This is a genomic window from Xanthomonas sp. SHU 199 (genome assembly GCF_000364665.1).
Classification (GTDB): domain Bacteria; phylum Pseudomonadota; class Gammaproteobacteria; order Xanthomonadales; family Xanthomonadaceae; genus Xanthomonas_A; species Xanthomonas_A sontii.
This window is the reverse complement of sequence record NZ_AQOI01000131.1, coordinates 1-6,906: the sequence shown is the minus strand read 5'-3', so window position 1 is coordinate 6,906 and position 6,906 is coordinate 1. Positions and strand designations below refer to the sequence as shown.

The following is a 6,906-nucleotide window of genomic DNA, read 5'->3' as shown; positions in this document are numbered from 1 at the left end:
GCCGCTTCGGAAGGGAACCCGGTAAATCAAAAACAAGAGCCAAAGCTAAGCAACAACAACGGCAACCGCCAAGGCACAGCAACAGCAGAAGCGACGGCAACTGCCAAGGCGACAGCCACAGCAAACCGCGCCTTGATCATGTTGCCGTTCGGCGACCGCACGCCATACGTTGTAGCGTGCGCGTGCACCCAGGCTCAATGCCCGCAACGCCGCCGATGCCGGCGCCAGTTCCACAGGTGCGCACTGGCCAACGCCAGGCTGCCGCTCACCGTCATCGCGGTCTCGCTGGCCTCGTCGGGAATGCCGAAAGCGCCGGCCAGCAGACCGAGCAGGCCCAGTGCCGCCAGCGTCCACAGCGGCCAGGGCAGCGCGTCGCGCCGGTGCCCGCGCCATAGCGCCAGCCCCGCCAATGGCGCGGCGATCGCCAAGAACACCACGTGCACCCACTCGGCCTCGGCCCAGACGCCGAACAACGGCAGCGCCGCGGCCAGCAACGGCAACGCCAGGCAGTGCAGCAGACACAGCCCGGACAACAGCATCGCCGAGGCGTCGAAGAAGGATTGCGGCAGGGATTTCATGGACGTCCACTCCAGTGCTTCAAGTGTTATATTGTAACACTTTCAGCCCGCCACGCCTCCGCGCCGATGCCCGCCATGTCCACGTCCGCCGTTTCCGATTCCCGCCTTCCCGTCACCGTCCTGTCCGGCTTCCTGGGTGCCGGCAAGACCACCCTGCTCAACCGCGTGCTGCACAACCGCGATGGGCGCCGGGTGGCGGTGATCGTCAACGACATGAGCGAGGTCAACATCGACGCGGCGCTGATCCGCGACGGCGGCGCCGCGCTCAGTCGCACCGAAGAGACCCTGGTCGAGTTCAGCAACGGCTGCATCTGCTGCACCTTGCGCGACGACCTGCGCCAGGAGGTGCAGCGCCTGGCCGAGAGCGGGCGCTACGACTACCTGTTGATCGAATCCACCGGCATCTCCGAGCCGATGCCGGTGGCGGCGACCTTCGCTGTGCGCGATGCCGACGGCCGCGGCCTGGCCGATGTCGCGCGCCTGGACACCATGCTCACCGTGGTCGACGGGGTGAGCTTCCTGCGCGATTTCGGCTCGGCCGAGCGCCTGGCCGACCGTGGCCTGCAGGCCGGGGACGACGACGAGCGCGGGCTGGTCAACCTGCTGGTGGAGCAGATCGAGTTCGCCGACGTGATCGTGATCAGCAAGGCCGACCTGACCGATACGGTCACGCTCGACCGCACCCGCGCGGTGCTGCGCGCGCTCAACCGCGATGCGCGCATCGTCGAGGCCAGCCGTGGCGACGTGCCGCTGGAGCTGGTGCTGGATACCGGCCGCTTCGACTTCGTGCGCGCGCAGCTGGCGCCGGGCTGGATGCAGGCGCTGCGCGGCGAGCACGCGCCGGAGACCGAGCAGTTCGGCATCGAAAGCTTCGTCTATCGCGCGCGCCGGCCGTTCCATCCGCTGCGCTTCGCGCGGCTGGCGCAACGCGGCCTGCGCGACGTGATCCGCAGCAAGGGCTTCTTCTGGCTGGCCAGCCGCATGGACTGGGTCGGCGAACTGTCCATCGTCGGCGCGGCCACCCAGACCCAGGCGGCCGGCTTCTGGTACGCGGCACGCGAGCGCGTGGACCGCGGCCTGCTGGACACGCCGCTGGCGCTGCCGCCATCGCCGCTGCCGTACACCGAGCTCGGCTGGCAGCGCCAGCAGACTGCGTGCTGGAACGCGCCGCCGCCGCAGGCCGAGGAGGTCGGCGATGCGCGCGAGTACGCGGCGCTGCGGGCGATGTGGCATCCGCTGTGGGGCGATCGCCGCCAGGAACTGGCGGTGATCGGCGTCGGCCTGGACGAGGCGCGGGTGCGTGCCGAACTCGATGCCTGCCTGCTCGACGATGCCGAACTGCGGCAGGGGCCGGTGGTGTGGCAGGGCTTGGAAGATCCGTTTCCGGTGTGGAGGCGCTGAAGGGCCGGGAATGGGGAATCGGGGGTGGGGAATCGTAAGAGCGGGGTGCGGGTGCTGATGGTTAGCTGCCTGCGCCCATCGCGATCAGGACGATCGCCGGCACCGCCAGCAGCAGGCCGAGGCGGTTCCAGCGGTTGGTGCGTTCGCCGAACACGGCGATGCCGAGCAGGGTGCCCAGGCCGATCACGCCCAGGTTCATCGCCGCGAACACGCTGGCCGGGCTGCCCGGCAGGGCCTGGTGCGCGCGCACGTAGAACAGGATGTTGCCGAAGTTGATCGCGCCCAGCAGCAGGCCGGCGCCGAGGTTGCGCCAGGCCAACGGCGCGGTGCCGCGCAGGTGGCGCCACAGTTGCACGCCCAGCAGCAGCACGAAAGCCAGCGCGAAGGCGACCAGCAGCGAGGCGGCGAACGGCGTGCCCGCCTGGGCGATGCGCTTGAGCAGCACGTCGATCGCGGCGAAGCCGACCCACACCAGCAGCAGCCACGGCGTGGTGCGCGCGGTGCTGTGCGCGGCCGCCTGCGGTCGCTGCACGATGCCGACGATCGCCAGCAGGCCCAGCGCCAGGCCGGCGAGCTTGGCGCCATTGGCGCGTTCGCCGAACCAGAGGAAGGCCGCCGCCAGCGACAGCAGCAGCGACAGCCGCTGCGCCGCGTCGGTGCGCACGATGCCGGCGTTGGCCACCGCGCGGCCCAGCACCAGGAACAGGCTCGGCAGCAACACGCCCAGCGCCAGCAGCGACACCCACGGCGTGTGCGCATCGCCCAGCGCGGCCAGCGGCGGCTGCAGCAGGGCGGCGCACAGCAGCAGCGCCGCCAGATAGTTCCAGGTCACCGCCTGGGCCAGGTCGATGCGCCGCTGCGGCGCCAGCTTCAGCAGCGCCGAGACCAGCACGCTGCACACCAAACTCAACAGGACGAAGACCACACGCAGGATCCGGATCGGGAGGAAAAAGAACGCTGCGTGCACCGCTTCGGCATGTGGCCGCGACCCAGCCCCGGTATTATGACCGCATGACCTCTCCCGCTTTCCCCACCGCTTCCGGCGCACTGACGCTGCAAGGCCCCGCCGGCCCGATCGAGGCCGCGGTCGATCTGCCCGACGCCGACGTCGCCGCGCTGCCGGTCACCGCCATCGTCTGCCATCCGCTGTCCACCGAGGGCGGCAGCATGCACAACAAGGTGGTGACCATGGTCGCGCGCGCGCTGCGCGAGCTGGGCGTGCGCGTGGTGCGCTTCAACTTCCGCAGCGTCGGCGCCTCCGCCGGCAGCTTCGACCACGGCGACGGCGAGCAGCAGGACCTGGCCGCGGTGGCCGCCTGGGTGCGCGATCAGCGTCCGCACGACGCGCTGTGGCTCGCAGGTTTCAGCTTCGGCGCCTACGTCTCGCTGCGCGCCAGCGCCGCGTTGCAGCCGCAGGTGCTGATCTCGATCGCGCCGCCGGCCGGGCGCTGGGATTTTTCCGGCATGGCGCCGCCGCCGCAGTGGCTGGTGATCCAGGGCGAGGCCGACGAGATCGTCGATCCGCAGGCCGTGTACGACTGGCTGGAGACCCTGGAGGCACAGCCGGAACTGGTGCGCATGCCCGACACCAGCCATTTCTTCCATCGCAAGCTGATCGACCTGCGCGGCGCGTTGCAGCACGCGGTCAAGGCCTGGCTGCCGGCGGCACAGGCGTGAGCGCGGCGGCATTGCCGTCGCAGCGCTACGCCGAGGGCGTGGCGCGCGGCGACTGGCGCGACGATCCGGCCCAGCATGCGGCGCTGGCCGAACTGGACCGCATCCATACCGCGATCGTGGACGGCGACCAGGAGGGCTGGCTGGACCGGCTGTCGGCGTTCTGGAAGAAGCCCGAGCCGGTGCGCGGCCTGTATTTCTGGGGCGGGGTCGGCCGCGGCAAGACCTTCCTGGTCGATCTGTTCTACGACGGCCTGCCGATCGCGCGGAAGTACCGCACGCATTTCCATCGCTTCATGCGCGGCGTGCACGAGCGCCTGCGCGAACATGCCGGGCAGAGCGATCCGCTGGCGAAGATCGCGCAGGAGTGGCGCAGCCGGTTGCGCGTGCTGGTGCTGGACGAGTTCTTCGTCACCGACATCGGCGATGCGATGCTGCTGTCGCGCCTGCTCGAGCGCCTGTTCGCCGAGGGCGTGACCCTGGTCACCACCTCCAACACCGCGCCGCAGAACCTGTACCTCAACGGCCTGCAGCGCGAGAGCTTCCTGCCGGCGATCGGCCTGCTGCAGACCTATTGCGTGGAGCTGTACGCCGAAGGCACCGAGGACTACCGCATGCGCGCGCTGACCCGTTCGCCGGTGTACCGCGCGCCGCTGGCCGAGGACAGCGACGCCTGGCTGGGCGAGCGCTGGAGTGCGCTGACCGGCAATGCCGAGGCACGCCGCGGCAACATCGAACTGGAAGGGCGCAAGATCCCGGTGCGCGCGCGCGGCAAGAGCATCGTCTGGTTCGATTTCGTCGCCTTGTGCGAAGGCCCGCGCGGTCCCAGCGACTACATCGAGATCGCGCACGAGTTCACCACCGTGCTGCTCGGCGCCATCCCGCACTTCGACCGCATGAACGAGGATGCGGCGCGGCGCTTCGTCAACCTGATCGACGAGCTGTACGACCGCCACGTCAACCTGGTCTGCACCGCGCAGGATCCGCCGCCGCTGCTGTACACCGGCGAGCGCCTGGCCGGTGCGTTCGAGCGCACCGCCTCGCGCCTGATCGAAATGCAGAGCGCCGAGTACCTGGCGGCAGCGCACCGGGTCTGAGCGCAGACCGATGCCCGCGGTGCGGGTTCAGCGCACCGCGCCGGGCGCACACAGCCCGGCGACGAAGCGCGGCATCAGGCCCGCGCCGGCGATCTCTTCCAAATAGGCGGCCGCCGGGCAACCGGCGCCGCCTTCGCTGTGCGCGCAGCGGGCCGGCCCGGACGCGCCGTCCTGCGGCAACTGCCGGTCCATGGCCTGGCGCTGCGCTGCGGACAGCCCATCGCGAAACGTCTCCTCGGCATCGAGCAGATCGGCCGGGGTGAGCCGGTCGGTCGGCACGCCGGGGCACTGGCGATGGGTTTCCCGGGCCAGCGCGTCGGCGCCGGCACCGATCAGCACCGGGCCGTCGGGCAGGGTGTTGGGCACGGCCTTGGGCACGATGGGGGCAGCGCCGAGCGCGGCCAGCAGCAGGAACGATGCGCGCATGCGGAAGCTCCTCGAGTTGCGCGCAGCGTAGTCCTGCGTCGCTGTCAGCACGAGGGGAAGGGCGGCGCCCGCTTCAGCCAGGAGTCGGCAAGGCATAAATATCGCTTGCTATTGAATCGCGCGCTATGTAATGTAGTGCCCATGGACCGTACCTCTGCCCCCGACGCCACCGCCCTGCTGAAGCTGGATACCCAGCTGTGCTTCGCGCTGTATTCGGCCAACCTGGCCATGCACAAGCTCTACCGCGGGCTGCTGCGCGACCTCGGCCTGACCTACCCGCAGTACCTGGTGATGCTGGTGCTGTGGGAGCAGGACCAGCGCAGCGTCTCGGACATCGGCGAGAAGCTGTTCCTGGATTCGGCCACGCTGACCCCGTTGCTCAAGCGCCTGGAGGCGATCGGTCTGCTGACCCGCAGCCGCGCGGCCGAGGACGAGCGCCGCGTGCTGATCGCGCTGACCGCCGACGGCCAGGCCCTGCGCGCGCGCGCGCAGGCGGTGCCGGAAGGCGTGCTGTGCGCGGTCGCCTGCGACCTGCAGCAACTGACCCGGCTCAAGCACGACCTTGAAGAGGTCCGCGGCAAGTTGCAGGCCGCGGCCTGACCGATTCCCGTCCCGATCGCGCATTTCCCTCTACGCATTTCCCTCTACCCCATGGCGCCGCGGCGCCGCCCTCGAAGGAGAACCACCATGGCTTCACCGACCACCATCGCCTACACCGCCACTGCCACCGCCACCGGGGGCCGCGACGGCCGCGCCGCCACCCCGGACAAGGCGCTGGACGTCAAGCTGTCGACCCCGCGCGAACTCGGCGGCGCCGGCGGCGACGGCACCAACCCGGAGCAGCTGTTCGCGGCCGGCTACTCGGCCTGCTTCATCGGTGCGCTGAAGTTCGTCGCCGGGCAGGAGAAGGTGGCGCTGCCGGCCGAGACGAGCATCGAGGGTCATGTCGGCATCGGCCAGATCCCGGGCGGCTTCGGCATCGCCGTGGAACTGCGCATCGCCGCGCCGGGCCTGGAGCGTGCGACGCTGGAATCGCTGGTGGAGAAGGCGCACCAGGTGTGCCCGTACTCCAACGCCACCCGCGGCAACATCGACGTCAAGCTGGTCGTGCTCGACTGAGCCAGCGCGATGTCCGGGCCGGCGCCTGCGCCGGTTCAGGGCGACACACGACGGGCGGCCACTGGCCGCCCGTTCGTGTTGTGGGCGCCGCGCGTGTTGCCACGCACATTGAGACCACCCCGCGGGGGTGCAATAGTGTGAGCTTGATCAAATCGGGCGCGCCATGCTCAGTTCCGCCTACAACGCCGAGACCGTCGCCGCCTTCCTGCAGGGCGCACGCCGTCTGCTGGTGCTGACCGGTGCCGGCATGTCCGCCGAGAGCGGGGTACCGACCTTCCGTGGCCAGGACGACAGCCTGTGGTCGCGCTTCGATCCCGAGCAACTGGCCACCGAGGACGCCTGGCGTGCCGACCCCGCCCTGGTCTGGGGCTGGTACCGCTGGCGCATGGCGATCGTGGCGCAGGCCCAGCCGCACGCCGGGCACCTGGCGCTGGCGCGCCTGGCCGAGGTCCGCCACACCACCCTGGTGACCCAGAACGTGGACGACCTGCACCAGCGCGCCGGCAGCGAGGTCGCCGCGCACGTGCACGGCCGGCTGTCGGCGCTGCGCTGCAGCGACTGCGGCCAGCCCTGGCGCGGCTTGCTGCCGCCGATCGACGTGCACACGCCCA

At 70.4% G+C, this 6,906-nt stretch carries 9 protein-coding genes; 6 read left to right on the top strand and 3 right to left on the bottom strand.

From position 1 onward, the window contains the following. Positions 1–194: 194 nt before the first annotated feature. The gene (locus D183_RS0106270) at positions 195–578 is read right to left on the bottom strand and encodes a MerC domain-containing protein (RefSeq protein WP_017908256.1); all 384 of its coding nucleotides are present in this window, start codon (positions 576–578) and stop codon (positions 195–197) included. A gap of 75 nt (positions 579–653) precedes the next feature. Between D183_RS0106270 and D183_RS0106265 the strand changes: the two genes are divergently transcribed. Then, positions 654–1,979 (top strand): GTP-binding protein, encoded by a 1,326-nt coding sequence (locus D183_RS0106265; protein WP_026144243.1) that lies wholly within the window; start codon positions 654–656, stop codon positions 1,977–1,979. Positions 1,980–2,040: 61 nt separating this feature from the next. On the opposite strand, the gene D183_RS0106260 is transcribed toward D183_RS0106265, so the two are convergent. Further along, a complete protein-coding gene (locus tag D183_RS0106260; RefSeq protein WP_026144242.1) occupies positions 2,041–2,904 on the bottom strand; it encodes an EamA family transporter in 864 nt (287 codons plus the stop codon). An 86-nt stretch (positions 2,905–2,990) separates the two neighbouring features. Between D183_RS0106260 and D183_RS0106255 the strand changes: the two genes are divergently transcribed. Both D183_RS0106255 and zapE read left to right on the top strand, forming a co-directional pair. Next, positions 2,991–3,656, top strand: a complete 666-nt coding sequence (locus D183_RS0106255; protein WP_017908253.1) for an alpha/beta hydrolase — start codon at positions 2,991–2,993, stop codon at positions 3,654–3,656. Next, positions 3,653–4,750, top strand: coding sequence for a cell division protein ZapE (zapE, locus tag D183_RS0106250; protein ID WP_017908252.1), 1,098 nt, complete (start codon positions 3,653–3,655; stop codon positions 4,748–4,750). The genes D183_RS0106255 and zapE overlap by 4 nt, the downstream gene beginning before the upstream one ends. Before the next feature lie 27 nt (positions 4,751–4,777). On the opposite strand, the gene D183_RS0106245 is transcribed toward zapE, so the two are convergent. Continuing rightward, entirely contained in the window at positions 4,778–5,176 is a 399-nt protein-coding gene (locus D183_RS0106245; RefSeq protein WP_017908251.1) for a hypothetical protein, read from the bottom strand. A 141-nt stretch (positions 5,177–5,317) separates the two neighbouring features. Between D183_RS0106245 and D183_RS0106240 the strand changes: the two genes are divergently transcribed. From D183_RS0106240 to D183_RS24120, 3 genes are all read left to right on the top strand, one after another. Beyond that, positions 5,318–5,776, top strand: a complete 459-nt coding sequence (locus tag D183_RS0106240) for a MarR family winged helix-turn-helix transcriptional regulator (protein ID WP_017908250.1) — start codon at positions 5,318–5,320, stop codon at positions 5,774–5,776. Between the two features lie 87 nt (positions 5,777–5,863). Beyond that, on the top strand, positions 5,864–6,295 hold the full coding sequence (locus tag D183_RS0106235; RefSeq protein WP_017908249.1) for an organic hydroperoxide resistance protein: 432 nt from the start codon (positions 5,864–5,866) through the stop codon (positions 6,293–6,295). Between the two features lie 163 nt (positions 6,296–6,458). After that, the coding region (locus D183_RS24120) for an SIR2 family NAD-dependent protein deacylase (protein ID WP_017908248.1) at positions 6,459–6,906 on the top strand (448 nt) is incomplete at its 3' end.